Origin of the sequence: Allomuricauda sp. CP2A (genome assembly GCF_001683915.1) — a bacterium.
Classification (GTDB): domain Bacteria; phylum Bacteroidota; class Bacteroidia; order Flavobacteriales; family Flavobacteriaceae; genus Flagellimonas.
Genome location: NZ_LXTT01000026.1, coordinates 154,901 through 179,452 on the forward strand (window position 1 = coordinate 154,901; position 24,552 = coordinate 179,452).

General features: G+C 43.5%; 24 protein-coding genes. 16 read left to right on the forward strand and 8 right to left on the reverse strand.

Annotated elements, in window-relative coordinates; genetic code table 11:
- The first annotated feature begins 14 nt into the window (after positions 1-14).
- Positions 15-1,643 (forward strand): S41 family peptidase, encoded by a 1,629-nt coding sequence (locus tag A7D14_RS03430; RefSeq protein WP_067029964.1) that lies wholly within the window; start codon positions 15-17, stop codon positions 1,641-1,643.
- On the opposite strand, the gene A7D14_RS03435 is transcribed toward A7D14_RS03430, so the two are convergent.
- The gene (locus A7D14_RS03435) at positions 1,640-1,843 is read right to left on the reverse strand and encodes a hypothetical protein (RefSeq protein ID WP_067029967.1); all 204 of its coding nucleotides are present in this window, start codon (positions 1,841-1,843) and stop codon (positions 1,640-1,642) included. The genes A7D14_RS03430 and A7D14_RS03435 overlap by 4 nt on opposite strands.
- 9 nt (positions 1,844-1,852) lie before the next feature.
- Positions 1,853-2,434: a MarC family protein gene (locus tag A7D14_RS03440; RefSeq protein WP_067030238.1), complete on the reverse strand. Its 582-nt coding sequence runs from the start codon at positions 2,432-2,434 to the stop codon at positions 1,853-1,855.
- A 121-nt stretch (positions 2,435-2,555) separates the two neighbouring features.
- On the opposite strand from A7D14_RS03440, the gene A7D14_RS03445 reads away from it, so the two are divergent.
- A complete protein-coding gene (locus tag A7D14_RS03445) occupies positions 2,556-3,128 on the forward strand; it encodes a DUF3109 family protein (RefSeq protein WP_067029970.1) in 573 nt (190 codons plus the stop codon).
- On the opposite strand, the gene A7D14_RS03450 is transcribed toward A7D14_RS03445, so the two are convergent.
- Positions 3,118-5,085, reverse strand: a complete 1,968-nt coding sequence (locus A7D14_RS03450; protein ID WP_255307377.1) for a tetratricopeptide repeat protein — start codon at positions 5,083-5,085, stop codon at positions 3,118-3,120. The genes A7D14_RS03445 and A7D14_RS03450 overlap by 11 nt on opposite strands.
- A 15-nt stretch (positions 5,086-5,100) precedes the next feature.
- Positions 5,101-5,835, reverse strand: a complete 735-nt coding sequence (locus A7D14_RS03455; RefSeq protein ID WP_067029978.1) for a LytR/AlgR family response regulator transcription factor — start codon at positions 5,833-5,835, stop codon at positions 5,101-5,103.
- 299 nt (positions 5,836-6,134) lie between these two features.
- On the opposite strand from A7D14_RS03455, the gene A7D14_RS20330 reads away from it, so the two are divergent.
- The 3 genes from A7D14_RS20330 to A7D14_RS03465 all read left to right on the forward strand — a co-directional run bounded on the left by A7D14_RS20330 (position 6,135) and on the right by A7D14_RS03465 (position 10,329).
- Entirely contained in the window at positions 6,135-6,269 is a 135-nt protein-coding gene (locus tag A7D14_RS20330; RefSeq protein ID WP_255307378.1) for a hypothetical protein, read from the forward strand.
- Positions 6,270-6,751: 482 nt separating this feature from the next.
- A complete protein-coding gene (locus A7D14_RS03460) occupies positions 6,752-7,738 on the forward strand; it encodes a ribonucleotide-diphosphate reductase subunit beta (RefSeq protein WP_067029981.1) in 987 nt (328 codons plus the stop codon).
- 119 nt (positions 7,739-7,857) lie between these two features.
- Positions 7,858-10,329, forward strand: a complete 2,472-nt coding sequence (locus tag A7D14_RS03465) for a ribonucleoside-diphosphate reductase subunit alpha (RefSeq protein WP_067029983.1) — start codon at positions 7,858-7,860, stop codon at positions 10,327-10,329.
- 174 nt (positions 10,330-10,503) lie between these two features.
- On the opposite strand, the gene A7D14_RS03470 is transcribed toward A7D14_RS03465, so the two are convergent.
- Both A7D14_RS03470 and A7D14_RS03475 read right to left on the reverse strand, forming a co-directional pair.
- Positions 10,504-11,157 (reverse strand): gluconate 2-dehydrogenase subunit 3 family protein, encoded by a 654-nt coding sequence (locus A7D14_RS03470; RefSeq protein WP_067029986.1) that lies wholly within the window; start codon positions 11,155-11,157, stop codon positions 10,504-10,506.
- Positions 11,157-12,875, reverse strand: a complete 1,719-nt coding sequence (locus tag A7D14_RS03475) for a GMC oxidoreductase (RefSeq protein WP_067029989.1) — start codon at positions 12,873-12,875, stop codon at positions 11,157-11,159. The genes A7D14_RS03470 and A7D14_RS03475 overlap by 1 nt, the downstream gene beginning before the upstream one ends.
- 136 nt (positions 12,876-13,011) lie before the next feature.
- On the opposite strand from A7D14_RS03475, the gene A7D14_RS03480 reads away from it, so the two are divergent.
- The 5 genes from A7D14_RS03480 to A7D14_RS03500 are packed head-to-tail and all read left to right on the forward strand — an operon-like array spanning position 13,012 to position 18,074.
- On the forward strand, positions 13,012-14,007 hold the full coding sequence (locus A7D14_RS03480; protein ID WP_067029992.1) for a sugar phosphate isomerase/epimerase family protein: 996 nt from the start codon (positions 13,012-13,014) through the stop codon (positions 14,005-14,007).
- A gap of 24 nt (positions 14,008-14,031) precedes the next feature.
- Positions 14,032-14,475 (forward strand): DinB family protein, encoded by a 444-nt coding sequence (locus A7D14_RS03485; protein WP_067029995.1) that lies wholly within the window; start codon positions 14,032-14,034, stop codon positions 14,473-14,475.
- Between the two features lie 7 nt (positions 14,476-14,482).
- Positions 14,483-15,712: a nucleoside permease gene (locus A7D14_RS03490; RefSeq protein ID WP_067029998.1), complete on the forward strand. Its 1,230-nt coding sequence runs from the start codon at positions 14,483-14,485 to the stop codon at positions 15,710-15,712.
- A 22-nt stretch (positions 15,713-15,734) separates the two neighbouring features.
- Positions 15,735-16,907 (forward strand): MFS transporter, encoded by a 1,173-nt coding sequence (locus A7D14_RS03495; RefSeq protein ID WP_067030004.1) that lies wholly within the window; start codon positions 15,735-15,737, stop codon positions 16,905-16,907.
- A gap of 30 nt (positions 16,908-16,937) precedes the next feature.
- The gene (locus A7D14_RS03500) at positions 16,938-18,074 is read left to right on the forward strand and encodes a Gfo/Idh/MocA family protein (RefSeq protein ID WP_067030006.1); all 1,137 of its coding nucleotides are present in this window, start codon (positions 16,938-16,940) and stop codon (positions 18,072-18,074) included.
- Positions 18,075-18,126: 52 nt separating this feature from the next.
- Here the strand turns inward: A7D14_RS03500 and A7D14_RS03505 are convergent, their stop codons facing one another.
- Complete coding sequence (locus A7D14_RS03505) at positions 18,127-18,591, reverse strand: ASCH domain-containing protein (protein ID WP_067030009.1); 465 nt, start codon at positions 18,589-18,591, stop codon at positions 18,127-18,129.
- Between the two features lie 157 nt (positions 18,592-18,748).
- Between A7D14_RS03505 and A7D14_RS03510 the strand changes: the two genes are divergently transcribed.
- The 6 genes from A7D14_RS03510 (at position 18,749) to nadD (ending at position 23,434) form a co-directional block, all read left to right on the forward strand.
- Positions 18,749-19,801, forward strand: coding sequence for a sugar phosphate isomerase/epimerase family protein (locus A7D14_RS03510; protein ID WP_067030011.1), 1,053 nt, complete (start codon positions 18,749-18,751; stop codon positions 19,799-19,801).
- Positions 19,798-20,547, forward strand: coding sequence for a DUF1080 domain-containing protein (locus A7D14_RS03515; protein WP_067030013.1), 750 nt, complete (start codon positions 19,798-19,800; stop codon positions 20,545-20,547). The genes A7D14_RS03510 and A7D14_RS03515 overlap by 4 nt, the downstream gene beginning before the upstream one ends.
- Position 20,548: 1 nt before the next feature.
- Complete coding sequence (locus A7D14_RS03520; protein WP_067030015.1) at positions 20,549-21,307, forward strand: DUF1080 domain-containing protein; 759 nt, start codon at positions 20,549-20,551, stop codon at positions 21,305-21,307.
- A gap of 84 nt (positions 21,308-21,391) precedes the next feature.
- Positions 21,392-22,249: a YicC/YloC family endoribonuclease gene (locus A7D14_RS03525; RefSeq protein ID WP_067030019.1), complete on the forward strand. Its 858-nt coding sequence runs from the start codon at positions 21,392-21,394 to the stop codon at positions 22,247-22,249.
- Positions 22,246-22,845: a guanylate kinase gene (gmk, locus tag A7D14_RS03530; RefSeq protein ID WP_067030023.1), complete on the forward strand. Its 600-nt coding sequence runs from the start codon at positions 22,246-22,248 to the stop codon at positions 22,843-22,845. Before A7D14_RS03525 ends, gmk begins: the two co-directional genes overlap by 4 nt.
- Before the next feature lie 4 nt (positions 22,846-22,849).
- Positions 22,850-23,434 (forward strand): nicotinate (nicotinamide) nucleotide adenylyltransferase, encoded by a 585-nt coding sequence (gene nadD, locus A7D14_RS03535; protein WP_067030026.1) that lies wholly within the window; start codon positions 22,850-22,852, stop codon positions 23,432-23,434.
- A 6-nt stretch (positions 23,435-23,440) separates the two neighbouring features.
- Here the strand turns inward: nadD and A7D14_RS03540 are convergent, their stop codons facing one another.
- On the reverse strand, positions 23,441-24,544 hold the full coding sequence (locus A7D14_RS03540; RefSeq protein WP_067030027.1) for a glycoside hydrolase family 130 protein: 1,104 nt from the start codon (positions 24,542-24,544) through the stop codon (positions 23,441-23,443).
- Between the last annotated feature and the right edge of the window lie 8 nt (positions 24,545-24,552).

Consider the following 24,552-nt stretch of genomic DNA (forward strand, 5'->3'; position numbering starts at 1 on the left):
AAACCATCGCTATTATGAAGAAAATTAAAGGATATATTTGGCCCACATTGCTGGCTCTTGCTGTAGCTATCGGGATTTTTATAGGAGGCAAGCTTCACTTTAATGATAGTCCAGAAAAACTGTTTTCCACCAATTCCAAAAAGGACAAACTCAACCGACTCATTGATTATATCGACTACGAATATGTGGACGAGATAAACACGGACAGTATTGTGGATGTCACCGTGAACAATATTTTGGGAAAATTGGATCCCCATTCGGTCTATATTCCCAAGAGCGAAATGGAAGAGGTTTCCGAGAGCATGAAAGGGGATTTTGTGGGCATAGGGGTAAGTTTCTACAAATACAAGGATACCATCACCGTCATTCGAACCATAAAGAATGGTCCAAGCTATATCAGTGGCATAAAACCCGGAGACCGGATTCTCGCTGCAAATAATGACACCCTTTTTGGGCGCAGAATTCCCAATGATGACTTGGTGTCAAAACTAAAGGGCAAGGTCGGTACCAAGGTCGACTTGAAAGTTTTCCGAAAGTCCGAAAACAAGATTTTGGACATCACAGTGGTACGCGATCATGTGCCCATCAAAAGCGTGGATGCCTATTACATGCTTACCAAGGATATGGGATATATCAAAATAAATCGTTTTGCGGAATCCACGTTTGATGAATTCAAGGACGCACTGAAGAAGCTCAAAATAAGAGGTGCCGGAAAGTTGGTTTTGGACCTGCGTGACAACCCGGGGGGCTATTTGGGCATCGCTGAAAAATTGGCGGACGAGTTTTTGGAAGATGACAAGCTCATTCTGTTCACCAAGAACAAAAAAGGACGCATCAAAAAAGTTTATGCTACCGGCAAAGGCGATTTTGAGAACAAACCGGTCTACGTTTTGATCAATGAACGCTCCGCTTCGGCCAGCGAGATCATTGCGGGAGCTTTGCAGGACAATGATATTGGCACCATTGTGGGAAGACGTTCCTTCGGAAAAGGATTGGTACAGCGTGAAATGGATTTGGGCGATGGTTCTGCTGTGCGCTTAACGGTTTCCAGATATTACACGCCAACAGGCCGTTCCATTCAAAAATCATACAAAAATGGGAATCGGGATTATTATCAGAAGTTCATGGAGCGCTATGTCAGTGGAGAGCTTATTTCTGCGGATAGCATTAAAGTGGCGGATTCTTTAAAGTTTAAAACCCCAAAAGGAAAAGTGGTCTATGGTGGAGGTGGAATCATACCTGATGTGTTTGTGCCCATTGGCAGCAATGAGGAAGAGGCCATTGAAAGTATGGACGACACCTATCAGTTCTTTTCCCGATTTGTCTTTGAACATTTGGAAGAGGACCGTACCCGATATGCTGACTATGACCGAAATCAATTTTTGGATGAATACCATGTGGATGATATCCTTTTTGACAACTTCATTGAGTTTGTGCTGAACCGTAAGATCAAACTTGATTTTTATGCCCAAGAGGACAAGATAAAGGCATTTATAAAAGCAAACATTGCCGAACAATTGTTTTCGCCCAACCTTTCTGCCCAGATCAAGGGGGAATATGATTCGATGCTCAAAAAAGTAAAGGATATTGATGAAGCGGTGATTGCCCGATCAACCCAAGGAATAATTGGCATGCAGAACTAATCCTTGTTCAGCTTTTTTTGTATTTTTTTTGAGGTCATAAAAATCAGCAAGAGTATTATGGCACATAAGGAAGCCACAATCCCTATCAAAGCTACGGTGCTATCTCCCTGAAAAGGATTTTCAAAATCCACCAAGGTCACATTGTAGGCAATGAGCCCCAAGGCCAAAATAATAAGGATAATGCTGAATGTTTTATTCATGATATGGCTTTATAGATGCTCAAAGAGCTGATTGATGTTGGCTGCAAAAAGCTTTACGGCAATGGCCAAGAGCACTACACCGAATACTTTTCTAATAATGCTGAGGCCTATTTTACCCAAGACCCGCTCAATTTTGGCGCTGGATTTAAGAACCATATATACAAAGATAATGTTTAGGATAATGGCAACAATAATGTTTTCCACATGATATTCCGCCCGAAGGGCCAATAGCGAGGTCATGGTTCCCGCTCCCGCAATAAGTGGAAAAGCAATGGGAACAATGGAAGCACTCTCAGGCTCATCGTCTTTGTAAAGGGTAATGCCCAAGATCATTTCAATGGCCAGGAAAAATATGATAAAGGAACCCGCCACGGCAAAGGAGTTGACATCAATACCGATCAACGAAAGAATTCGTTCCCCAACAAAAAGAAAGGCCACCATAATACAGGCTGCTACAATGGAAGCCTTTTCAGATTGAATATGACCCACTTTGCTCCGCAAGGAGATAATTATGGGAATACTGCCCACAATGTCAATCACGGCGAACAGAATCATGCTGGCGGTAGCAATTTCCTTAAAATTCAAATTCATGACGTTACTTTTTTCGGTCTGCAAATGTACGGCATAAAACGACTTTTGGATGACATATAATGTTTGGAAAACATCAATTTTTTTGTTTTGGGTTACCTTTGCCCAAAAAGAAGGCAAGCACATGTTTCAGATAGGTAAAACCATAGTGTCCGAAGAGATTTTGGAAAACGATTTTGTGTGCAATCTCAATGCGTGCAAAGGGGCTTGTTGTGTTGGTGGGGAATATGGTGCTCCAGTGGAGGATTCCGAAACCGATATTCTGATCAACATCTATGAAAAAGTAAAGCCCTATTTAAGACCGGAAGGCATCAAGGCCATTGAAGAGCAGGGCACTTTTGTGAAGGGAGAGGATGGTGAATGGGAAACACCCTTGGTGAACAACAGTGAGTGTGCCTACGTGATTTTTTCAGGAGAAGGCATTGCCAAGTGCGGTATTGAAGCCGCCTATGAAGATGGAGCAACCAAATGGGCAAAACCTGTTTCTTGCCATTTATACCCAGTGCGTACCCGGGAGTATTCTGAGTTTACGGCGGTTAACTACCATAAATGGGAAATATGTGACCCGGCCTGTAGTTTGGGGAAAGAATTAAAAGTGCCCATTTACAAATTTGTAAAAGAGGCCCTGACCCGGAAATTTGGTAAGAAATGGTACGAGGAACTGGAAGAAGTGGCCATGGGCCATGCTAAATCGTAGGAATGTCCAAGATGACCTTGGTTCCCTTTGGACTGCCATCTGTGTTGAACAGGTCCACAATATCCACATCAAATTTATTCTGGTAGTCTTTTGAAAAATTGGCCAAACGTTCCTTGGTGATACGGATGCCAACCGATTTTCGTTTCAGCACCCTATTTTCTTTGTTGGCCTCGGCGGCTCCCCTGCCCACACCATTGTCCTCAATCTCAATGGAAACGTGGTTCTGGCTCTTCCGTTTTACATTCAAATGAATCATTTTTTTGCCCTCTTTTGGAGAAAGGCCATGCCACAATGAATTTTCAAGAAAGGGCTGCAATGCCAATGAGGGAATTTTGATGTTGGATGGGCAAAGGTCCTCATCCACAGTGATTTTAAAATCAATTTCATTGGAAAACCGAATGTTCTCAATGTTCATGTACAGTTCTATGGTCTCCAATTCTTCCGCTAAGGTAATTTCCCGTTGTGAAGAGGCTTCCAGGATTTTACGGATCAGCTTGGAAAATTTGTTCAAGTAGTGTACCGCATTTTTTTGCTCATTGTTGATGATGTAGAGTTTGATGGAATTCAAGGAGTTGAACAAAAAATGGGGATTCATTTGGCTACGGAGCATGTTCTGCTCCAGGGAAAGCACTCTTTTTTCATTCTTGTTTTGGTACTGCCGGTACAAAATGTAGAGAATGGAGGCCACCAGCCCCACAATCAGGGCACTTACCAAAAGAGTGGTCTGGTTTTTCTTTAACCGTAGGCGCACAATTTCATTTTCTTTGGCCAATACGGAGATTTGGTTGTTCTTTTTCTCGGCTTCGTACCGCACAATAACGTCGTTCATGTACCTTAAGTTGGTGGCACTGGAGATTTCCTTGTCGTATTCACTGGCCTTTTTATATAAGGTGTAGGCTTCTTTGTAGTTGCCCCTTTCGCTTTCAAGGTCGGAGAGTCTTTGATAGGCTTCGAGGACATTACTGGGCATGTTGTGGTTTTGTGCCATTTCCAGCCCTTCTTGGATAAACTTTTGGGCCTTGTCAAATTCTTTCACTTTTGTGTACGCCCAACCTGTATTTATAAAGATGGATGAGGTAATAAAAAAATCACCTATTTCTTTGGATTCTTCATGCAGGGGTTCCAATAAAACAAGTGCGGCATAGGGCATATCTTGTTTTAAATAGACCTGGGCCAAGCTGTTCTTGCAGATGACCCGCCCATAATCTGAATTGATTTCTTCGTTATAGGCCAAAGATTTCCGGTAGTTTTCCAAAGCACCCTCAAGATCCCCCTTTTGTTCCAAACAATCCCCTATGTTCTGGTGGTTGATGGCAAGCCCCAATTTGTTGCCCAGTTCCTCTTCCAGTTTAAGGGCCCTTTTAAACTGCATGATGGCCAGATCGTACTGTTCCAAGGTTTGATATAGGTTTCCGATGCTGTTCAGGGACACATTGATACTTCTCTTGATATGGTGGGAAGGATTTTCAACAGCCTCTGCTATTTCCAGGGCTTTTTGGTTGTAGTCCAATGCCGTTTTTATGGCATCGGTGCGCCTATAGACCACCCCGAGCATGTTCAGACTTAATACTTTAAGCTCTGTATTGTTCGCCTTTTCGGCAAGTTCAAGGGCTTTTTCATGAAGGTCTGCGGCCTTTTTGAATTGCGAAATGTTCCTATACTCCCTTGCAATTTGGTTAAACGCATAGGCTTCTCCCTCCAAATAGTTGTTCTCCCTGGACAAATTGGCAAAATAGCGCAGCAGGGTTGTGTCCTGGTTTTCTTCTTTGAGTTCGGTGTTCAAAGAGAGATAGGTCCTGGGCATCAATTCAACCAGTCGGGCGGCCTTTTCTTTAAAGTCATCTGGAATTTCTTGGGCCGGAGCCATGTAAACTCCAAACCATAAAAGTAGTGGGCATAAGATTGCCTTTCGCAGCGGACCTAGGTTTTTGATGTGTGTGAACTCAATTTTAAGCACAGGTATATTGGGACGTTATAGCATATCCAGAAAATCGGATTTTTTTTGCCTGGAGACTGGGATTTTATGATTGGATTCCAATACGACATATCCGTCGGTCTTTAGGAATTCCTTTATTTTGTTCAGGTTGATGATATAGGAGTTGTGAATCCTGAAAAAGCTATTGTCTGGCAAAAGGGTATTTACTTCCTTTAATTTCTTTGTAAGCAGTATTTTCTGGCCATCGCTCAGGAAAATGGTGCTATAATTTCCGTCAGATTCGGCATAAAGAATATCGTCGCTGTTCAAGAAGACCAATTTGCCATCCGTATTTATCGTAATTTTTTTGCTGTGCGATTCAGCATTGAAATTCAACAATATCTTTTCCAACCGGTTTATGGTCAAATTTTTGGCGTTGAACTTTTTTATTTTGGCAATGGTCAACTCCAGATCATCCGTGTCAATGGGTTTGAGCAAATAATCTATGGCCTCATTCTTTAGGGCCTGGAGGGCATATTGGTTGTACGCCGTTGTGATGACCACGGGGAAGTCCTTGTTCTTTAAATTTTTAATGAATTGGAAACCATCCATGGCGGGCATTTCAATGTCCAAGAACAGACAGTCTGGAGTATTATGCTCCAGATAGCCCAAGGCCTCATGTGCATCGGTGAACGATGCAATGATGTCCACCTCATCGCTCAAGTTGGTCAGCTCCCAACTCAAGCTCTGTAGGGCCTTAATCTCGTCATCTACAATAACCGCTTCTAGCATATAAACAATAATAGGTATATCAAATTTAGGATTATTCTGTTTATGCTTATTAAAATTATGTGTTGTTGGGCATTTAAGGCGTATAACTGGTAAAAAATGTAAAATCAGGTGAAAAAAGACACCTTTTTTGCCCCATGACCCATACTTGTCGGCAAAACAAGATTACAATGGTTAAAATTACGTAAGCCAACTATACATAAAAGTCAACCGTTTATACATACCAACAAGGAAGCAGGGCCTATGTTATCTATCTTGGTGCTGTCAAAAAAAATTGGGGTCTTTACCAATATCGTGTAAAAATGAAAAAGTGTTTCATATTGTTCGTGATTTTAATAATTGCCTTGATTTTTGCGGCTGTTTCGGAAAGTAAGGACATGAAGGTACAGCCAGATTGGGATAGCGTGGCCGCCAAGAGCAGCCATGTGCCCAGATAAACGTTCATACAAATATTACCAATAAATTGTACGGCCAAAGCAACCAATTCTCTTGATTATAGAAACCGCTTGCAAAAATAAATCTTCAGAGGAGCCTTGGTATACTGTTTGGTTTTAGGTTTCGGGGGAACTACCTAGAATTAAATGCACCTATGGCATATCCTGAAGAGGCCGTACTTTTGGTAATAATCACAGATTATAGCACTAACCGCAGTTCATAAGCAGTAAGACCAATTAGTATGTCGCAATATACTTTTTGGTCTTTTTTGTTTGGCTGAAATTGTAACCGAAAAGTTATCAAAGGGCCATATTTTGCCGAGGCCAACGAGGGTAGCCGCCAGATTAGATTTCAACAGCCTGTGTTAAAAACTTTGCGGTTGTTTCGCAAAAACCCCCTTTACAATCTACCAACAATTTTGAATCTTTGTTAGCCCTGTTCACAAGGAAATCTCCTTCCGAATTAAAAATTTTAACAAGCGATTATGTCAGAAGCAATTGAGCCCATATTACAAGAAAACAAAGATAGATTTGTAATTTTTCCCATTCAGCACCACGATCTTTGGGATTGGTACAAAAAACAGGAAGCTTGTTTTTGGACCGCAGAGGAGATTGATCTTCACCAAGACTTGACGGATTGGAACAACAAATTGAGTGATGACGAACGCTATTTCATCAAACACATTTTGGCCTTTTTTGCCGCTTCGGATGGAATTGTAAATGAAAATCTGGCGGAAAACTTTGTAAATGAAGTGCAGTATTCCGAGGCCAAGTTTTTCTACGGCTTCCAGATCATGATGGAAAACATCCATTCCGAAACCTATTCGTTGCTTATTGATACCTATGTGAAAGAGGAAAAAGAAAAAAGTATCCTCTTCAAGGCCATTGAAAACTTTCCCGCCATAAAAAAGAAAGCGGATTGGGCCTTAAAATGGATTGAGTCACCAAGTTTTGCCGAGCGATTGATCGCCTTTGCCGCCGTGGAAGGCATCTTCTTCTCCGGTGCGTTCTGTTCCATCTTTTGGTTGAAGAAAAGAGGCCTCATGCCAGGACTTACCTTTTCCAATGAGTTGATCTCAAGAGATGAGGGAATGCATTGCGACTATGCCGTACATCTGCACAACAACCATTTAAAAAACAAAGTGTCCAAGGAGCGCATCAAGGAAATTATTGTTGACGCCCTGAACATAGAAAGAGAGTTCATTACCGAGTCACTTCCAGTGAGCCTTATCGGTATGAACGCTAAATTAATGACCCAATACTTGGAGTTTGTAACAGACCGATTATTAGTGGAATTGGAATGTGAGAAAGAATATAATTCCACCAATCCATTTGATTTTATGGATATGATCTCGCTCCAAGGAAAGACCAATTTCTTTGAAAAACGCGTGTCCGAATATCAAAAGGCAGGTGTTTTGAACAAAGAGAAAGATTCTGATTCACAAAAGATCAGTTTCGACGCAGATTTTTAAGTGACCAAAAGATTTTGTTGACTTCCGACGACCCCGGAAGTTTTCATGCACTTAACCTTAAATGTTAAATTTTTAACATTCAACAGAAACCAACAATAAAACTAAATATTCGTAGCGCCATGTATGTAGTAAAAAGAGACGGAAGAAAGGAGCCGATCATGTTCGACAAGATCACGGCCCGTGTAAGAAAACTTTGTTATGGACTCAATTCCTTGGTGGATCCCGTTAAGGTGGCCATGCGGGTCATTGAAGGGCTGTATGATGGGGTTACCACTTCAGAATTGGACAATTTGGCCGCTGAGATTGCAGCCACCATGACCACCACCCATCCTGATTATGCGAAGTTGGCGGCACGTATCTCGGTTTCCAACCTGCACAAGAACACCAAAAAATCCTTTTCCGAGGCCATGAAGGACCTCTACGAATATGTAAACCCTCGGACGGGCAAAAAAGCACCTTTGTTATCCGATGAAGTGTACAAGGTAATTTCAGAGAATGCGGAAACGTTGGATTCAACAATCATTTACAACCGTGACTTTGGCTACGATTATTTCGGTTTTAAAACCTTGGAGCGCTCCTATCTTCTTAAACTGAACGGGAAAATTGCCGAGCGTCCCCAGCACATGCTCATGCGGGTGGCGGTTGGCATCCATTTGAATGATTTGGAATCTGCCATAGAGACCTATGAGCTCATGTCCAAAAAGTATTTTACACACGCTACGCCCACACTCTTCAACTCAGGAACGCCAAAACCCCAGATGTCGTCCTGTTTCCTATTGGCAATGAAGGATGACAGCATCGATGGCATCTATGATACATTGAAGCAAACCGCAAAAATATCACAGTCTGCGGGAGGTATCGGTTTGTCCATTCACAACATACGGGCCACTGGTTCCTATATTGCCGGAACCAATGGAACCTCAAACGGAATTGTGCCCATGCTGCGGGTCTTTAACGATACGGCGCGCTATGTGGACCAAGGTGGTGGAAAACGAAAAGGGAGCTTTGCCATTTATGTGGAGCCATGGCATGCCGATATTTTTGACTTTTTGGATTTAAAGAAAAACCACGGAAAGGAAGAAATGCGTGCACGCGATTTGTTCTATGCCATGTGGATTCCGGATTTGTTCATGAAACGGGTAGAAGCAGACGGCGAATGGACCCTCATGTGTCCCAATGAGTGCCCTGGATTGTTCAGCAGCCATAGTGATGAGTTTGAAAAGCTGTACACCCAATATGAAGCTGAAGGCAAGGGGCGAAAAACCATTAAGGCCCGTGATCTCTGGGAGAAAATATTGGAGTCCCAAATAGAAACGGGGACACCCTATATGCTCTACAAAGATGCCGCAAACCGCAAGAGCAATCAAAAGAACTTGGGAACCATACGTTCCTCCAATTTGTGTACCGAAATCCTGGAATATACCTCCCCCGATGAGGTAGCCGTATGTAATTTGGCCTCCATTGCCCTGCCCATGTTCATCAAGAATGGTGAGTTTGACCATAAGGAACTTTTTAGGGTCACCAAGCGGGTCACCAAGAACCTGAACAAGGTGATTGACCGTAACTTTTATCCCGTGGAGGAAGCAAGGAATTCCAATATGCGGCACAGACCCATTGGTCTGGGTGTGCAAGGATTGGCGGACACCTTTATTATGTTGCGCATGCCTTTCACCAGCGATGAGGCCAAAAAATTGAACCAAGATATTTTTGAGACCTTGTATTATGCAGCCGTTTCTGCTTCCATGGAAATGGCAAAGGAAGAAGGCACCTATTCCAGCTACGAAGGGTCTCCCATTTCAAAAGGGGAATTCCAGCACAATCTTTGGGGCATCAAGGACCAAGAGCTTTCCGGACGATGGGATTGGGAAAAGCTCAGAAAGGATGTAAAAAAGCATGGGGTCAGAAACTCCTTGTTGGTCGCGCCCATGCCAACGGCCTCAACATCCCAGATTTTGGGCAACAACGAATGTTTTGAGCCTTATACCTCCAATATCTATACCCGTAGGGTATTGTCTGGAGAGTTCATTGTGGTAAACAAGCACCTTTTGGAAGATTTGGTGCGATTGGGCCTATGGAACGAAAACCTAAAACAAGAGTTGATGCGTGCCAATGGTTCCGTTCAAGATATTGATGTAATTCCACAGGACATCAAGGAGCTGTACAAGACCGTTTGGGAGCTCAGTATGAAGGACATTATTGATATGAGCCGTCAACGGGGCTATTTCATAGATCAAAGCCAATCATTGAACCTCTTCATGGAGAACGCCAACTACTCCAAGCTTACCTCAATGCATTTCTATGCATGGAAAAGTGGTCTAAAAACGGGAATGTACTATCTCAGGACCAAATCTGCGGTGGATGCCATTAAATTCACCTTGGACAATTCCAAAAAGAAAGAAGAGCCGGTTAGCGTGGCGGTAGAGTCTGAGATGACATCAGCTGCAGCCGCAGAAGCCTTAAAGGTAGAAGCTACCGACGTGAACCAGCAAGAAGTGGACATACGACCTATGACACCAGAAGAGATGAAAGAAATGATCGCCCGCGCCAAGGAAGGTCAAGCAGACGATGATTGCTTGATGTGCGGATCATAGTCTGTACTGAACTTTATCAGTATATGTGATAGTGTTTATTGATTAGATACCTCGGAGAACGTTCACCCCACTTAGAACCATCCGAGGTATTTTTGTTTGGATTGTACCATTCAATACCAAAAAAACCTCCTAAAAGGAGGTTTTTTATTTCCATAAAAAGAAAGAGAACAAAAATTACAGTGACCACGCTTTACCGTTGGTCAAAGTAGTTAGGTCGCCACAAGCAATATATTCACCTGGAACAGGGGCATAGGCCAATACTTCCTCACCGATGAACTCTGAAGACTTGTATGCCCAAATGGACAGGTCACGAAGGTCATTGGCAAAAGAAAAACGGGCTATGTCGTCATCAATATCGGCTTGGCCACCGCTGATGATAGCGTCCATATAGCTGTCAATTGCTTCCATATGGATTTCTTCTTGCTCTGGGGTGCGTTTTGCCAAATAGGCCTTTAAAACCGGCTCTATATCGCTTGCTTCCACATCTGCCAGGGACTGTTTACCGGAATCGGACAAAACTTTGTCATAAAACCTGTCCATCTTCAGTTTTACAAAATTCAATTGATCTTCTGGCAAAACCTCGTCCAAATAGGCATCAATAAACACATGAACGTTCATTTCCGTGGCCGAAGGCGTATCGGTCTTTGGCAAAATAATGTCCACGGTCTGTGCAAGGGCATATCCTTGGTCTTTGCTCAAAAAGGAAGGTACCCATTCCGCATACGGAGCCTTATCCTTACAGCTCTGGAGAATTCCCAATAGCGTTGGTGTGGCCACGGCATAACCAAAGGCCAATCCCATATTTTTTAGTGCAGATCTTCTTTCCATTATATATTTCCTTTTTTAAGTTCTTGAGCAGCATGGTGAGCAGCCCTTGCCGTAAAGGCCATATAGGTCAACGAAGGATTCACGCAACTTGCAGATGTCATGAACGCTCCATCGGTTACATAAACATTCTTGCAGGCATGAACCTGGTTGTTTCCATTCAAGACAGAAGTCTTGGGGTTGCGACCCATTCGGGCGGTTCCCATTTCGTGGATTCCAAGGCCCAAAGCGCCAGGTTCATCGTAAGGCTCAACATCCCTAATACCTGCCTTGGTGAGCATTTCAACGGCCTGCTCCTTCATGTCCTCACGCATTTTCCATTCGTTTTCATGAAGCTCGGCATCAAAAGTAATGGTTGGCAATCCCCATTGGTCCAATTTATCGTAATCCAGGGTCATTCGGTTGTCCTCATAAGGAAGTACCTCGCCAAAACCGCCCATACCAAAGGACCATCCCCCTGGTTTAAGGATAGCCTCCTTAAAGTCTTTTCCATACGAAAGCTCGGCCACGGTTTCTTCCCAGTTGTCCCTTCCGGCACCACCTTGATAACCATACCCACGAATAAATTTATCTGAATTGGAGCTGCCGCCCAAGTTTCTAAATCGTGGAACGTATACTCCGTTGGGCTTTCTTCCTTTGTAATATTTATCTTCAAATCCATCAAATTTACCAGCGGCACCCACATTTAAATGGTGGTCCATGATATTTCTTCCCAATTGGTCGGAATCATTGCCCAAGCCATTGGGGAAACGATCAGATCTGGACTGCATTAAAATGGAGGTAGAGGCAATTGCAGAGGCACAAAGGAATATTACTTTAGCTTTGAATTCGAATTCTTCTTTGGTCTCGCGGTCTATTACTTTTACCCCTGTTGCTTTTTGGGTATCTGGATCATAAATTACTTCATGAACAATGGAATCTGGTCGCAATGTCATGTTGCCTGTTCTTTCCGCAGCGGGCAACGTTGAGGAAACACTACTGAAATAGGCTCCAAACGGACATCCTCGGATACAGCGGTTCCTAAACTGGCAACGTACACGTCCGTCACCATCAAACTGCTTATCACTGTTGATGTGGGCCACCCTTCCTGCAGTGATCACCCGTCCATCAAAATGTTCAGCAACTTTTTCCCGGACATGGCTTTCCACGCAGTTGAGCTCCATCATGGGTTCAAAGATTCCATCGGGAAGCTGTGGCAAGCCCAAGGCCTCACCGGAAACCCCGATATAACTTTCAACCTTGTCGTACCAAGGGGCAATATCTTTATAACGCACGGGCCAATCCACGGCAATGCCATCATTTTTGTTGGCTTCAAAATCAAGGTCGCTCCAGCGGTAGCTGTGACGGCCCCACATAATGGAACGGCCACCTACGTGGTACCCCCGCATCCAATCAAATCGTTTCGTTTCATTATAAGGATGGTCAATATCATCCACAAACCAAAAATTGTGCGGAGCTTTTACGGTATAGCCGGTCCTGGCCTGTTTTTCTTGCCTGGCAGCCTTTTCTCTCGGCAATTCACCATTATGGGGGAAATCCCAAGGGTCTAAATTAGCTGTAGGATAGTCTTCACGGTGTTTCACCATGGGACCACGTTCCAAGACGAGGGTCTTAAGGCCATTTTCACATAGCTCCTTTGCAGCCCAACCACCACTAATGCCAGTTCCTACTACAATGGCATCATATGATTCCTGCTCCTCGTTGTAATAAAATTTACTCATTTATTCGGATTGTTTAGTTGCTAAATGTATTAATTATTAAATTAATTTTCTACATTTAATCCCTATGTTTATTGAGAATTCCCTACTATAACGTTGTAGTTTTTGGATTCTATAAGAAAATCGATAGTTTGTGTTTATGAAGAAAAAGAATGTTTTTCAAAGCGGTGTTTTGACCGTTATGGTGATTTTGGTATCAGGATTATATTCCTGCAAACAGAACCAGAAAAAGGAAACCTCTGATATCCAAACATCCGAGGAGGTAATGGCTGAAACAACCGAACCTTCCTATAAAATTTCCTTGGCCCAGTGGTCCATCAACAGAATGATCAGGGAGGATGGGGTAGACCCCTACAAATTTGCCGAAATGGCAAATGAATGGGGCTTTGATGGCCTTGAATACGTAAGCCAGTTATATTATCCCGAATTGGAAAAGGATAATTTTTCCGAAGCCGCCATGAACGCTTTTGTGGAAAAAAGCAAGGACGAGAGTGAAAAATACGGTCTGGAGAATTTACTGATCATGGTGGATGGACAGGGAGATTTGGCGGCCACCGATGAAAAAGAAAGAAAAGAGGCCGTGGAGAACCATTACAAGTGGGTAGATGCGGCGGCGGCATTGGGCTGTCATTCCATCCGTGTAAACCTAAATGGCACCCAAGACCCTGAAGCTTGGAAACCGGCTTCCATTGATGGGCTAACACAATTGGCCACCTATGCCAAGGACAAGAACATCAATGTTATTGTTGAAAACCATGGCGGGCCTTCCTCAAATGCAGGATTGTTGGTAGAGGTGATACAACAAGTGGGCATGGACAATTGTGGCACACTCCCGGATTTTGGTAATTTTTGCATAAAAAGAGAGGCAGGGGATTATTATGAATCCAAATGTCTTGAGGAATATGATCGATACAAAGGAGTCACTGAATTGATGCCCTACGCCAAAGGTGTCAGTGCCAAATCCTATGGTTTTGATGAAGAGGGCAAGGAGACCACCATAGACTTTGCCAGAATGATCAAGATTGTCAAAGATTCGGGTTATACCGGATTTATTGATGTTGAATATGAAGGCAATGAACTGGGCGAGGAAGAAGGTATCCTGGCCACTAAAAAGTTATTGGAACAATTACTCTGACGCACCTCAATAAGCAACGGCCGTATGAAGGGATTTTTACAACAACTCTTCGACTATAATTTTTATTGCAACAAAAAATTGATTGCACAATGTAGTTCCCAAGATAAAATCTCGGAGAACACCATACGCCTGTTCAGTCATATCTTGAACGCCCACCATATTTGGAACCAACGGATTTTGGAATCCCCAATTAAATATAAGGTATGGCAGGAACAGCCCTTTGAAGATTGGGAAGATATCCACTATGAGAACCAAAGGACTTCGTTTGAGATCATCACCAATGCAGATGATCTTTACAAAAGGGTGGAATATGAAAACAGCGAAGGGAGAACCTTTGGCAATGAACTAAAGGATGTCCTTTTTCACATAGTGAACCATTCTACCCACCACAGAGGTCAAATTTCAATGGATTTTAGGGGTTCCGGTATCATTCCAGAACCTTTGGACTATATATTTTATAAAAGGTAACCCCTATATGAGCACAAAAATAAAGTTCCAACTTTCGTTTATGATGTTCTTGGAGTTCTTCATTTGGGGAGGGTGGTTTGTGACATTGGGTACCTTTTTGGGCAACAACTTGGGCGCCACCGGTGGTGAAATAGCCCAAGCATTTTCAACCCAATCCTGGGGAGCGATCATAGCACCTTTTATAATTGGGCTGATTGCGGACAGATACTTTAATGCCGAACGAATTTTGGGGATGCTCCATCTTATTGGGGCCTTGCTAATGTATCAAATGTATCAAACTACAGATTTTGGCTTGTTTTATCCTTATGTTTTAGGATACATGATCCTTTACATGCCTACACTTGCTCTCGTGAACTCCATATCTTTTAATCAGATGACGGATCCCGCCAAGGAGTTTTCTCCCATACGTGTTTTTGGGACCATTGGTTGGATCGTGGCAGGGCTTGTCATCAGTTATCTGTTTTTATGGGATTCTCCCGAAGGCATTCAATCTGGTATGTTGAAGAATACGTTCCTAATGGTGGCATTGGCATCGGCCGTTTTGGGATTGTTCAGCTTTACCCTGCCCAAGACGCCCCCCAGAGCAGATAGAAATGAGAAAGTGAGTATTTCGGAAGTGCTGGGTCTTGATGCCCTGAAGCTGTTAAAGGATAGAAATTTCTTGATTTTCTTTATCTCATCGGTATTAATATGTATCCCTCTGGCATTTTATTACCAAAATGCAAACCCATTTTTATCCGAGATCGGGATGAATAACCCCACTGGGAAGATGACCATCGGGCAAGCCTCCGAGGTACTTTTTATGCTGTTGCTTCCCTACTTCTTCAAAAAATTTGGCTTTAAAATGACCATCATGGCCGGTATGTTGGCCTGGACCTTACGATATTTGTTGTTTGCCTATGGCGATGCGGGTGAAATAGCCTTTATGTTATTGATAGGGATAGCACTCCACGGTATCTGCTATGACTTTTTCTTTGTATCGGGCCAAATATATACCGATTCGAAGGCGGGGCACAAATACAAAAGTGCGGCGCAGGGGCTCATCACTTTGGCCACTTATGGCGTTGGCATGCTGATAGGTTTTTGGGTGGCCGGACAAATTACGGATGCCAACCTAATTGGTGAAAACGAACACAATTGGACCAATATTTGGGGCTTCCCTGCTATTTTTGCTCTCGGTGTAGCCCTTATCTTTATGGTTTTCTTTAAAAATGAAAAAGTATCATATAAACAATAATTAACTGAATAAATTCAACCTAATGGAACAAGTAAACAAGAATAGACTTTTTATTGCATCCTGTGTAGCCTTATTGGTAACAGCAATGACTTTTGCTATAAGGGCACGACTGGAGACCGTTTTTGGACCCGAAGGGGTAGGACTTACCCTGGAACAAATAGGCTATGCTTTTACTCCTGCCTTTTGGGGATTTACCTTAGCTATGCTTTTGGGTGGACCTTTGGTGGATTTTTTGGGAATCAAAAAAATCACATGGATTGCATTCATTACCCATGCTATTGGTATTGTCTGGACTATTTTGGCCAATGACATGACCTCACTTTTCATTGCCACTTTGTTCGTGGGCATTGGCAATGGTTTTGTTGAGGCGGCACTCAACCCTATGATTGCATCAATGTATCCTAAAAGCAAGACCAAAATGTTGAACCGTTTTCACGTGTGGTTTCCTGGCGGTATTGCGATAGGAGGCGTTGTAGGATGGCTGGTCATGGATGTAATGGGTCTTAGCTGGCAAATAATGGTAGGTACGCTGTTTATCCCATTGATTATTTATGCGATAATGTTTTACGGACAAAAATTTCCGGTTACCGAACGTGTGGCCCTTGGGGTTACCAATAACAAAATGCTATCAAGTATTGGTAAGCCCCTCTTCATTTTTATGGTACTTTGTATGATGCTTACGGCCGCATCAGAATTGGGTACCACACAACGTATAGAATCCTTGTTAAAGGAATCAGGTACCATACCACTATTGGTGCTTGTCTTTATCAACGGAATCATGGCCTTGGGTAGGGCTTTCGCAGGTCAGGTCATTCATAAATTGCAACCATCCGGTATGCTTCTCTTTTCAGCAATATTTACATTTATAGGCCTTTGGTTGTTGACCATAACAAGTGGCCCTGCAACATTTTTGGCCGCAGGGGTATTTGCAATAGGGGTCACTTTTTTCTGGCCGACCATGCTCGGTTTTGTTGCAGAATACCTGCCAGAAACCGGTGCTTTGGGATTGTCCATAATGGGAGCAGCCGGAATGCTTTCTGTCTCGATAGTACTACCCATCATGGGGAACCTTATGGATAACGCCAGTGCACATGAAGCTCTTCGTACTATGTCAACCTTACCAGCCATATTGATTGTGGCCTTTATTGGATTGTATATATTTATGCGAGGAAAAAAAGTTCAGACAGAAGAGTAAGTTTCAATAATAGAGTAAAAATTAAGATTTATGCCAAAAAAAATCAGACTTGGAATTCTTGGAGGAGGCGGAGATTCGCTCATTGGAGTGTTGCACAGAGTAGCCTCGTTCATCAATGACAACTATGAAATCGTAGGGGCGGTCTTCAACCCAAATTTTGAGGACAACATGAATTTTGCAAAGGAGATTGATATTCCCACAAACCGTATCTACAAGGATTTTGATACGCTGGTGGAGGAAGAATTAAAACTTCCGGAGGAGGAACGGATTCAGGTGTGCTCCGTGTTAACACCAAACTTCCTGCATTTTCCCATGGCCAAAAAGCTGTTGGAAAACGGGTTCCATGTCATTTGTGAAAAACCAATGACCACAACCTATGAAGAAGCCAAGATTTTACAGGAAACCTTGGCCAAGGCGGGAACTGTTTTTGCGGTCACCCATACCTATACCGGGTATCCCATGGTGCGCCAGATGCGGGAAATGATCAAGGCCGGGGAATTGGGCAAAATCCATAAAGTGGATGCCCGATATTACCAAGGTTGGATCAATCCCATTATCCATGACAAGGAAAAACGCTCGTCTGTATGGCGATTGGATCCCAAAAAGGCGGGTATCAGTTCCTGTATGGGAGATATAGGGGTGCACGCCTTTAATATGATCGAGTTTACCACGGGGCTTCAGGTAAAATCCCTGTTGTGTGATTTCAATTATATGTATGATGACAACCAGATGGATGTGGATGGAACAGTTCTCATACGTATGGGTAAGAACGTAAAAGGAGTAATCAGGGCAAGTCAGGTTGCCACAGGTGAGGAAAACGGACTGGCCATTGCCATTTACGGCGAAAAAGCTGCGTTTAGATGGGAGCAGGAAAAACCCAATTTCCTCTATAGACTGAGCGATACAGAACCGGTACAGATTTATAAACCGGGACACGCCTATAATTCTGAACTTTCCTTGGACGGCACCAAACTGCCTCCCGGACATCCCGAAGGTATCTTTGATGCCATGGCCAATATTTATCTAGGCGTGGCTAGGGCAATCAGGGGAGAAAAATACAACGATGGTGAATTCCCAACCATGTTGGATGGTGTTCGAGGACTAAATTTTATTGAAGGCACCGTAGCTTCGCACAAGCAAGGCAACGTTTGGATGGATTTGGATTAATCCAGACTCTCACTCTATAAAAGTAAAATGGCCGCAATTTGCGGCCATTTTTTTATCGTTTAAAAAGCAGTTCAAATCCTTGGAAGACCACAATCATGCTCTCGCGTGGAATCTTTCCAAATTCGGCAAGTTCCCGGGAAAAATAGGACCAATGGGTCTTTTTCCAATGTTCCAGACTTTTGTCCCCCTCACCTTCCAACCGTGCCTGTTCTTCACGTACCGCAAAAAAAGGCGTCAATTTTACCGAAGTGGTCCGTATGATGCACTTGGCATTACCCTCCCAATCAGTAACAACCGAAAACTCCCCAATTTTGGGCAGTGGCATATTTCGCTGTTGCAACCCCATTAAGGAATGCGAAACCGCTCTTTTGGTTTCTTTGCAAATTAAATCCACACACGTATTGGTATCTTGTTCATTATCATAAAAACGAACGACCTTGGGAGCATCTTTTGAAGCAAACTCCAAATGGGCGTCCAAAAAATCGCCCCATAGATTCCGGGCAGATGCATTTTCCATAAGCAGGTATTTTAAAAACTTTATATTGCTTTAATTGTTGGCGAATTCCTATATTTATGTTTTCTACATGGGGAATAAAAATATCATAGAATTTTTCTAAATATAGAGGATAAATCGCAAAATTTTGCGGATTTGTTGATTCATAAAACCAAGTTAAATGAAAACTATCAAAGGACCGGCTGTATTCTTAGCACAATTTGTGGACAGTCAACCACCGTTCAATTCTTTGGATGGATTATGCAAATGGGCTTCAAGCCTAGGATATAAAGGAATTCAAATACCAACATGGGAATCGTTCCTTATCGATTTGGACAAAGCTGCCGAAAGTCAGGATTACTGTGACGAGCTCAAGGGAAAAATAAACTCCTACGGCCTTGAAATCACAGAATTGTCCACCCACTTACAGGGACAATTGGTGGCAGTACACCCAGCCTATGACATTATGTTCGATAATTTCGCCCCCGAAGCATTGCACGGAAAACCAAAGGAACGCACTAAATGGGCCATTGAAACCGTAAAAAAAGCAGCAACCGCAAGTAGAAGATTGGGAATTACGACCCATGCAACCTTCTCAGGAGCTTTACTTTGGCATACCATGCACCCTTGGCCTCAAAGACCACCGGGATTGGTGGAGATGGGTTTTGAGGAATTGGCCAAAAGATGGATGCCCATCCTAAACCATTTTGATGAAGAGGGTGTGGATGTGTGCTACGAGATTCACCCGGGCGAGGATTTGCATGATGGGGACACTTTTGAGCGCTTTTTGAAAGCCACAGGGAACCACAAACGGGTAAACATCCTGTACGACCCAAGCCACTTTGTGCTGCAACAATTGGATTACATTGAGTACATCGATTTTTACCATGAGTTTATCAAGTCCTTCCACGTGAAGGATTCAGAGTTCAATCCCACAGGAAAAAAAGGCGCCTTTGGCGGCTACAACGATTGGGGAGATAGAGCAGGACGTTACCGTTCTTTAGGTGATGGCCAAATCGACTTTAAGACCATTTTTTCCAAATTGACCCAATACGGATGCGATGTTTGGGCGGTAATGGAATGGGAATGTTGCATCAAGAGTCCAGAGCAGGGAGCCCGTGAAGGTGCCAAGTTCATTCAGGACCATATTATTGAGGCCACGCAAAAGACCTTTGATGATTTTGCAGGGGCAGAAATTGACTCACAAAAACTTAAAAATATCCTTGGGCTATGAGAAAACCGATCCTGTTGGCCGTGCTGGTCATGGCCTTTGCCTGTAAGGAAAAACCCAAGGAAAATGCTTCACAGGAAGCTGGGAAAGAAGAAATGGAAGTTGTGGAAGAAGCTGAATGGACCGTTTTGTTTGATGGCTCATCCTTTGATGGCTGGCATATTTACAATGGTGGAGAAGTAGGTGCGCCTTGGAAGTTGGAAGATGGTGCCATGATCTTTGATCCTTCTTTGGATGAATCTGAAGGTAAACACTTTAATCTTGTCACTGATGCGGAATACACCAACTTTAAACTATCCTTGGAGTGGATGGTGACCGAAGGGGCCAACAGTGGTGTCATGTGGGGCGTTGTGGAAGATGAAAAGTATGGCGAACCGTATATGACCGGTCCAGAAATCCAAGTGTTGGACAATGTTGGCCACCCCGATGGAAAGAACGGAACATCACACCAAGCTGGAGCATTGTACGATATGGTTTCTCCTGCCGAAGATGTTACAAAACCCCTGGGAGAGTGGAATCATTTTGTAATCACCATAAACCATGAGACCAATGAAGGCAGTGTGGTTTTGAATGATACTACAGTGGCTGAGTTCCCGGTAAATGGGGAAGCATGGAACCAGATGGTCTCCAAATCCAAGTTTGCCGACTGGGAAGGTTTTGGTGAATTCAAAACAGGAAAGATCGCATTGCAACACCATGGCGAACCCATAGTGATAGGGTACAGGAATATTAAGATTAAAGAATTATAAGATGCAAAAACTAAGAAGTATTTTGTTGGTTTTGTTGGCGGTAATTTCCACAAATGGTTTTGCCCAATTGGAAAAGGAACCGACCAAACCGGAAGCCACTGAATTTTATGAACCCGTTGTGCCTGTTGTAACACCGGGAAAAGACGGCGCGCCACCCAGCGATGCCATTGTTCTTTTTGATGGTAGCAGCTTGGATAAATGGATCAGTACTGCCGACAGTACTGCCGCCAAATGGACAGTGAACAAGGATGGCAGCATGACGGTAAAGGACAGAACGGGAGATATTCAAACCAAGCAAAACTTTGGAAGCATACAGCTCCATGTTGAATGGAGATCACCAGCTGAAATACAGGGTGAAAATCAAAGTAGGGGTAATAGTGGTGTTTTTCTTTCTGGATTGTACGAGGTACAAGTTTTGGACAACAACAATAACGACACTTATGTGAACGGTCAGGTTGGCTCTATTTACAAACAGCACACTCCATTGGCCATGGCTTCGGTCCCATCAGGGGAGTGGAACACCTATGACATCATCTACCATGCTCCCGAGTTTGAAAAAGGCCAAAAGGTCAAGTCGGGAACGCTCACGGTGATCCATAATGGTGTTTTGATCCAGGATCATGTGGAAATCAAGGGAACAACACCCTATATTGGTTGGCCCAAAAACCCACCACATGGAGATGGACCACTTCGACTCCAGGACCATGGCGATAACAGCAGGGTAAGCTACAGAAACATTTGGGTACGGGAGCTGGACTAATTTTCTGCTTTTTAACCCCACATTGATCAAGGGCAAAGGGCCAAAAGCTATTTTGGTTACCTTTGGCAAAATATATTGTTCTATATGATTCAATCCATGACCGGTTTTGGGAAGCATGTGGCACAGCTTCCATCCAAGAAAATTACTGTAGAACTCAAATCGCTCAATAGTAAGAGTTTGGATATCAATGCCAGAATTCCGCAATCGTATCGAGAAAAGGAATTGGAACTCCGTAAAATGATAGCCGATGTGCTAGTGCGCGGAAAGGTGGATTTGGGACTCTATGTTGAGATCACCGGGGAAGAAACCACAGCTGAAGTCAATAAGGGGGTGGTTAAAAATTACATGGAACAGTTGGCGCAAATAGCCAAAGGAGACGATATAAAACTTCTTGAATTGGCATTGCGCATGCCCGACACTCTTAAAACGGACAAGGACGATATTGACGAAACCGAGTATGAGGCCATAAAAGAGGCTATGAGACAGGCACTTTCCGAAATATCTGCATTCAGGAGCGAAGAAGGCAAGGTGTTGGAACAGGATTTCGTGGAGCGCCTTAAAAAGTTGACAGTGCTACTCGATGAGGTCAATGCCATGGATCCAGAGCGTCTGGCAACCGTGCGTGAGCGATTGGAAAAAGCGGTGGCCGATGTAAAAGTTGAGGTCGATGCCAATCGATTTGAACAGGAGCTGATCTACTACTTGGAGAAGTACGATGTTACCGAAGAAAAGGTGCGTTTGGCCAATCACTTGAACTATTTTGAAGCCACTTTAAAATCGGATGACTCCAATGGGAAAAAGTTGGGTTTCATTGCGCAGGAGATCGGTAGGGAAATCAACACCATCGGCTCCAAGGCCAATTATGCCCCCATGCAGCAATTGGTAGTTCAGATGAAGGACGAATTGGAAAAAATCAAGGAACAAATGCTCAATGTACTATGACAAAAGGTGGTAAACTTATTATTTTTTCGGCGCCCTCGGGTAGTGGAAAAACTACCATAGTCAAGTATTTGCTGGATCAGCCCGAACTCAATCTCGCCTTTTCCATTTCTGCCACATCCCGTCCTCGAAGAGTAAAGGAGAAAAATGGGATAAATTACTACTTCATGTCCATTTCCGAATTCAAAAAACACATTAAAGAAGGCGATTTTCTGGAGTGGGAAGAAGTGTACCGTGACAATTTTTATGGCACCCTTAAAAGTGAAGTGGAACGACTGTGGGCCGAAGGTAAAAATGTGATTTTTGACATTGATGTTTCGGGGGGACTCCGGATAAAAAAGAAATTTCCCGAAGAGACTTTGGCCGTTTTTGTGAAGCCGCCCAGTGTTGATGAACTCAAGATCAGGCTGAAAAAAAGAAGTACCGAAAGCGACGACAAAATAAACATGCGGATAGCAAAAGCATCCGTGGAACTGGCCACTGCGCCCCAGTTTGATAAAATCATCAAGAACTATGATCTGGATGTGGCCCTAAAAGAGGCCCACGCATTGGTGGCAGATTTTGTTGGCGCTAAAATCCCCGACTCAAAAGAAGATTAACACCATGAAAAAGGTAGGGCTCTTCTTTGGAACATTCAACCCTATTCATATTGGCCATTTGGTGATTGCCAATCATTTGGTGGAGTTTTCCGATTTGGATGAGGTATGGTTCGTCATAACGCCGCAAAGCCCTTTCAAGACCAAGCAATCCTTGTTGGATGACCACCACAGATATCAAATGGTGTATGAGGCGGTGCAGGATTATCCCAAACTAAAGCCCAGCAAGATCGAGTTTGATCTACCACAGCCCAATTACACCATAAACACGTTGGTGCATTTGGATGAGAACTATGGGGAAGACCATCAATTTTCACTGATTATGGGAGAGGATAACCTGAAAAGCTTCCACAAGTGGAAAAACTACGATACCATCTTGGAGCATTATTCCATTTATGTATACCCCAGAATTTCGGAAGGGAAAATGGAGCATCAGTTTAAAGGCCATCCAAAAATCACCAAGGTGAATGCGCCGATCATGGAGATTTCATCCACCTTTATCCGTAGGGAGCACAAAAAGGGAAAAAACGTTAGGCCTTTGCTTCCTTGTACGGTTTGGAAGTATATGGATGAGATGAATTTTTACCGATAGCAGGGCTTACTGTTTTGCCTTGACAACCCCAACCATACTATCAGCGGTACCGTAGTACAGGTGCCACATTCCATCAAAAAGAACCAGACCTTCCAAAAACGTTGTGCCATCCTTGTATTGCCCCGATTTTTCAAAAGGGAGTTCGGGTTTAATAAAAGGGTCATTGGTGCGATCAAGCAGTTTCCATGGTTCGTTGGAATCAAACAGGGCCTGCCCGCCCGTGTAGATTCGATTGCCCAGTTCTTTTACCCCGATGTTTTGGGAATTCCCCGCATTGTACAGGACCACAATGCCATTTTCCGTAAGCAAGGGAGGAGGGCCGGCCTCTACCAACCAAGAATCAAAATAACCCGGTCTTGGGCTCAATACAGGGGCTAAATTGCCTTCATAAGTTTCAATGGGTTCCCAATCGGTGAGATTGGTTGAGCTGGCCAACCAAATGTGTGGAACTCCGTAATACATCCAATATTTTCCATTGATTTTGGCAGCAACCAGCTTGCCATTCTTCAACTCTGTGACAATAGCTCCGGATTTTGTTTCTCGATCAAGATACACGCCTTCCTTATGATTTTTCAATGCCGGACCATGTTTTTCCCAATGGATGAGGTCCTTTGATGTGGCCACAGCCAACCGTGGAATCTTTTGGTTCCATTGCGTATAGGTGAGCACATATAGGCCATCTTCTGTTTCTACAATGCGGGGATCTTCGGTTCCTCCGGGCCACTCATTTTGTTTTTGCCCATCAAGATTTGGATGGAAAACGGGTTTTGGGTTTTTGGAAAAGAGGATGCCATCCGTAGAGGTGGCCAAACCGATTCTGGACCGGTGCCCGCCAATTTCTTTTTCTCCCAGCTTTTCTTCGGCCCTGTACAGCACATGAATCTTTCCATCCTTAACAATGGCCGCTGGATTAAAAGTGGCCATGGATTCCCAATGTGCGTCTTTGCCCGTAATAGGGTCTTTGAATATGGATGTCGTATCTTTTTGAAGAATGGGTTGGGCATTCTGGGGCCGTTCAAATGGGCCCATCATCCAAGGTTTTTCCGATTTTTGTGAAAACGTGGAGACCAAGGGAATCAATAGAATCAGTAGAAATGTGAAGTGCCTCATTGTAGCGT

Bases quoted from the DNA above. Each gene is read 5' to 3' on its own strand.
- A7D14_RS03515 (WP_067030013.1), top strand. From the start codon at position 19,798: ATGAGAAAACCGATCCTGTTGGCCGTGCTGGTCATGGCCTTTGCCTGT.
- A7D14_RS20330 (WP_255307378.1), top strand. From the start codon at position 6,135: ATGAAAAAGTGTTTCATATTGTTCGTGATTTTAATAATTGCCTTGATT.
- nadD (WP_067030026.1), top strand. From the start codon at position 22,850: ATGAAAAAGGTAGGGCTCTTCTTTGGAACATTCAACCCTATTCATATT.
- A7D14_RS03510 (WP_067030011.1), top strand. From the start codon at position 18,749: ATGAAAACTATCAAAGGACCGGCTGTATTCTTAGCACAATTTGTGGAC.
- A7D14_RS03490 (WP_067029998.1), top strand. From the start codon at position 14,483: ATGAGCACAAAAATAAAGTTCCAACTTTCGTTTATGATGTTCTTGGAG.
- gmk (WP_067030023.1), top strand. From the start codon at position 22,246: ATGACAAAAGGTGGTAAACTTATTATTTTTTCGGCGCCCTCGGGTAGT.
- A7D14_RS03540 (WP_067030027.1), bottom strand. From the start codon at position 24,544: ATGAGGCACTTCACATTTCTACTGATTCTATTGATTCCCTTGGTCTCC.
- A7D14_RS03465 (WP_067029983.1), top strand. From the start codon at position 7,858: ATGTATGTAGTAAAAAGAGACGGAAGAAAGGAGCCGATCATGTTCGAC.
- A7D14_RS03520 (WP_067030015.1), top strand. From the start codon at position 20,549: ATGCAAAAACTAAGAAGTATTTTGTTGGTTTTGTTGGCGGTAATTTCC.
- A7D14_RS03525 (WP_067030019.1), top strand. From the start codon at position 21,392: ATGATTCAATCCATGACCGGTTTTGGGAAGCATGTGGCACAGCTTCCA.
- A7D14_RS03480 (WP_067029992.1), top strand. From the start codon at position 13,012: ATGAAGAAAAAGAATGTTTTTCAAAGCGGTGTTTTGACCGTTATGGTG.
- A7D14_RS03505 (WP_067030009.1), bottom strand. From the start codon at position 18,591: ATGGAAAATGCATCTGCCCGGAATCTATGGGGCGATTTTTTGGACGCC.
- A7D14_RS03440 (WP_067030238.1), bottom strand. From the start codon at position 2,434: ATGAATTTGAATTTTAAGGAAATTGCTACCGCCAGCATGATTCTGTTC.
- A7D14_RS03495 (WP_067030004.1), top strand. From the start codon at position 15,735: ATGGAACAAGTAAACAAGAATAGACTTTTTATTGCATCCTGTGTAGCC.
- A7D14_RS03500 (WP_067030006.1), top strand. From the start codon at position 16,938: ATGCCAAAAAAAATCAGACTTGGAATTCTTGGAGGAGGCGGAGATTCG.
- A7D14_RS03445 (WP_067029970.1), top strand. From the start codon at position 2,556: ATGTTTCAGATAGGTAAAACCATAGTGTCCGAAGAGATTTTGGAAAAC.
- A7D14_RS03460 (WP_067029981.1), top strand. From the start codon at position 6,752: ATGTCAGAAGCAATTGAGCCCATATTACAAGAAAACAAAGATAGATTT.
- A7D14_RS03470 (WP_067029986.1), bottom strand. From the start codon at position 11,157: ATGGAAAGAAGATCTGCACTAAAAAATATGGGATTGGCCTTTGGTTAT.
- A7D14_RS03475 (WP_067029989.1), bottom strand. From the start codon at position 12,875: ATGAGTAAATTTTATTACAACGAGGAGCAGGAATCATATGATGCCATT.
- A7D14_RS03455 (WP_067029978.1), bottom strand. From the start codon at position 5,835: ATGCTAGAAGCGGTTATTGTAGATGACGAGATTAAGGCCCTACAGAGC.
- A7D14_RS03435 (WP_067029967.1), bottom strand. From the start codon at position 1,843: ATGAATAAAACATTCAGCATTATCCTTATTATTTTGGCCTTGGGGCTC.
- A7D14_RS03485 (WP_067029995.1), top strand. From the start codon at position 14,032: ATGAAGGGATTTTTACAACAACTCTTCGACTATAATTTTTATTGCAAC.
- A7D14_RS03430 (WP_067029964.1), top strand. From the start codon at position 15: ATGAAGAAAATTAAAGGATATATTTGGCCCACATTGCTGGCTCTTGCT.